5 protein-coding genes are annotated in these 3,014 nt (G+C 71.2%); 1 reads left to right on the top strand and 4 read right to left on the bottom strand.

The annotated features are described in order from the left end of the window. Window positions 1–194 (top strand): transcription antitermination factor NusB (locus tag VN520_RS01475; protein WP_325744980.1); only part of this gene is annotated, 194 nt, incomplete at its 5' end. Window positions 195–221: 27 nt separating this feature from the next. Here the strand turns inward: VN520_RS01475 and VN520_RS01470 are convergent. The 4 genes from VN520_RS01470 to VN520_RS01455 form a co-directional block, all read right to left on the bottom strand. Continuing rightward, a complete protein-coding gene (locus VN520_RS01470) occupies window positions 222–548 on the bottom strand; it encodes a hypothetical protein (protein WP_325744979.1) in 327 nt (108 codons plus the stop codon). A gap of 3 nt (window positions 549–551) precedes the next feature. After that, window positions 552–1,391, bottom strand: a complete 840-nt coding sequence (locus VN520_RS01465; protein WP_325744978.1) for a glutaminyl-peptide cyclotransferase — start codon at window positions 1,389–1,391, stop codon at window positions 552–554. A gap of 192 nt (window positions 1,392–1,583) precedes the next feature. Further along, window positions 1,584–1,820, bottom strand: coding sequence for a hypothetical protein (locus tag VN520_RS01460; RefSeq protein WP_325744977.1), 237 nt, complete (start codon window positions 1,818–1,820; stop codon window positions 1,584–1,586). 541 nt (window positions 1,821–2,361) lie between these two features. After that, window positions 2,362–2,883, bottom strand: coding sequence for a collagen-like protein (locus tag VN520_RS01455; RefSeq protein WP_325744976.1), 522 nt, complete (start codon window positions 2,881–2,883; stop codon window positions 2,362–2,364). Window positions 2,884–3,014: the final 131 nt, after the last annotated feature.

The following is a 3,014-nucleotide window of genomic DNA, read 5'->3' as shown; positions in this document are numbered from 1 at the left end:
ACCGGCTGCCCGACGTCGACCGCGCGATCCTGCGGATGGCGGTCTTCGAGCTGCTGTGGGTCGACGACGTCCCCGACGCCGTCGTGATCGACGAGGCCGTCGAGCTGGCCCGGTCGCTGTCGACCGACGACTCGCCGGCCTACGTCAACGGCGTGCTGGGCGGCGTGCTCGACGCCGAGGTCCCGACCAGCTGACCGTCGGACACCGCCGACGCGATGGGGTCAGCCTCGGACGACGGTGAACGTCACCGTGTCGTCCGTTGCGGCCGTGCAGGTGAGGCGCAGTGCGCCGATCGGGACGGTCTGTCCCAGGTCGCAGGTGACGTCGCGGTCGTCGACGCGGAGCGTCACCCGGTCACCGTCGACCGCCGCGAGGCCGAACGTCGTCCCGAGGACGTGCGCTCGCGAGCCGCGGCCGCCGAGCGTCACCGAGCAGGAGTCCCCGGAACAGGACACGCGGCTCACGGACCTGGAGACGGACGCGCCCGCCGCGGACGCGCTGACGGCGCCGGCCGAGACGCCGACCCGGCCGTGACTCCGATCGGTCATCGACTACTCCTCCACGAACCGGACGCGGAACGAGACGGGCCACAGCTTGCCGGAGAGCAGGTACTCGTCGTTGCCCAGCGCCGCGATGCCGTTGAGTACCGCGTCGGCGTTCGCGCGCTGCTCCGGGTCGAGCAGCCCGGCCGCGTCCACGGCGGCGGTGACTCGTCCGCTCGCCGGGTCGATGCGGACGAGGACGTCGGACGGCCACACGTTCGCCCAGACCTGCCCGTCGACGCACTCCAGCTCATTGAGTTCGGTCACCGGCTTGCCGTCGATCGTCACCGGAACCGATCCGGTCTCGGCGAAGGTGACCGGATCGTGGAAGCGCAGCCGGTCGGTCCCGTCGCTGCGCACCAGGCGGGTGCCGTCGGAGCACAGCCCCCAACCCTCCCCGTCGAGCGGCAGCTGCTGGCGCAGGGTGAGGGTGGCGCGGTCCCACTCGAGCACCACGCCGTCCTGCCAGGTGAGCTGCCAGATGCGATCCCCTGCCACGGCAATGCCCTCGCCGAACAGCTCTCCGGGCAGTGGCTCGGCGCGCAGCACTTCCCCCGTCTCCGGGTCGAGCACGCGCAGCTGGGACTCGCCCTCGAGGCCGGTGCCCTCGTAGAGAGTGCCCTCGTGCAGCTCCAGCCCCTGGGTGAAGGCGGACGGGTCGTGCGGTACCTCGGCCAGGACCTCCGGCCGCAGGACCGGGATCGACTGCGCCGAGTCGCCCGTGAGGGCGTCCTGGACCGCCGGCTCCCCCTCGGTCGGGGCCTCCGCGCCGTCCCCCGACGAGCAGCCGCCCAGGACCGCGACGGCGAGGACGACGCCGAGGGCTCGACGGTGGATCAGACGGTTCACGGAGCGATCTCGATCCCTTGAGGCGTGGTGTGGAGGTCACTCAGGTGCGGCAGTGCCAAGGGGGCACGGACCGGTGGAGGTCGTGGGAGGAGGGGCGACCGGTGTCCGGTCGCCCCTCCTCGTCACTGGTTCAGCGGCAGGCCGTCATCGACGCGGTGTCATCGGTGCGGTGCCGCCGGCGCAGTTCAGCGATCAGTCGTCACCGCCGGCGCCACCGGCGCCGCCGGCGCCGCCCTCGCCACCGGTCGCCTCGGCAGGACCGGACTCCACCGTGAGCGTGCTGTCGTCCACGTTGCCCTGGACGAAGATGGCCGCGGCCGAGATGGCGACGGCGTCTCCGCCGCGGCCGCCATTACCGCCGGCACCGCCTGCTCCGGCCTGCAGGGTGGTCCGTGCGGGCAGCAGGTCGACGGTCTGGTCCTCGAACATGGTTCCTCCTGGAATGTCCTCGACGAAATGGTGCCAGAAGAGCCGGAAACCTCTCGTAGAGGCAGCCCGCTGGCGGACCGTGTCCATTTCCGGCCCGGCTGGCCGCCGATCACCGTGTCGATGTCGGCGGATTCGATCCTGACGAGAAGTCGACGCCCAGGCAACGGTGAGCGCTACCGAGATGACGGTGCGTGCACACGTAACCCACTCGAGCGGACCACGTAGTCGCGAACACGGCCACGCAGTTCGACGGCCTCCGCGGATTCGCAGGGGAGCTGCAACTGCGTGGAAGGTTCCTCCATGAGGCCAGAGCCGGGCGCAGTTCCCTGCCCGAGCCCGGGTCGGTAGACACGAGGGAGCCGGTCGGTCTGCCACGGCCTGCGAGTCCGGTCCGTCGGGACCGCCGTCCCCACCTCGGCGTCGCTCGTGGCCGCGTGCAGCCATTGCCGGGTTTCAACGGCCTTCGCCCTCGCTCCGAGACCGGCGCCGAGCCGGATGCCTTCCGCCGTCGACCGACTCGCCTCCGCTCAGGGCGCTGACCTCAGGCGGGCGAGACGGTCACGGTGACGGCGTCGCTCGTGACGTCCGTGCACGTCAGCGTAAGGGGACCGGCTGATGCGCTCTGTCCCTCGGTGCAGGTGATGTCCTGGTCGTCGACGCGAAGGGTTGCCTGGCCGTCGCGAATCTCCTCGAACGAGATCGTCGCACCGAGGATCTGGACCCGTGAGCCGGCGCCCGCGAGCGTCACCGAGCACGAGTTCCCCGAGCAGGAGGCGATGCTCGCGGCACCGACCCCGGCATCGGCACCGGGGGCGCCGTCCGCACCGGAGGCGCCGTCCGCACCGGGGGCGCCGTCCGCACCGGGGGCCCCGGGGGCGCCGTCGGCACCGGAGGAGCCGGCCGCGCTTACGGTGCTGGCCGAGATGCCGGCGCTCGCAGAACTGCTCGGATCGGCAGAGGCCGAGCACGCCACGAGCACCAGCGCCGGGACGAGGGCATCTGCACAGAGTTTGGTGGCCCGCGTCATCCGCACGAGGGCAGCACCGGATACCAGGGAATGCAAGGCTACCTCCATGGAATGTGCCGGAACGTCAACGGTGTCATCAAAATGACCTCCGCTCGGGCAATAGTGTGCTCTCCGTGGCGCTGGTCGTCACTAGTCGTGCGAAACATTTCGGGTCCAACCCGGCGCAA

The organism is Streptomyces sp. (genome assembly GCF_035563135.1).
Classification (GTDB): domain Bacteria; phylum Actinomycetota; class Actinomycetes; order Streptomycetales; family Streptomycetaceae; genus Streptomyces.
The sequence above is the reverse complement of the archived record's forward strand: the minus strand, read 5'-3'. Positions and strand labels throughout refer to the sequence as shown.

Bases quoted from the DNA above. Each gene is read 5' to 3' on its own strand.
- VN520_RS01460 (WP_325744977.1), bottom strand. From the start codon at position 1,820: ATGTTCGAGGACCAGACCGTCGACCTGCTGCCCGCACGGACCACCCTG.
- VN520_RS01470 (WP_325744979.1), bottom strand. From the start codon at position 548: ATGACCGATCGGAGTCACGGCCGGGTCGGCGTCTCGGCCGGCGCCGTC.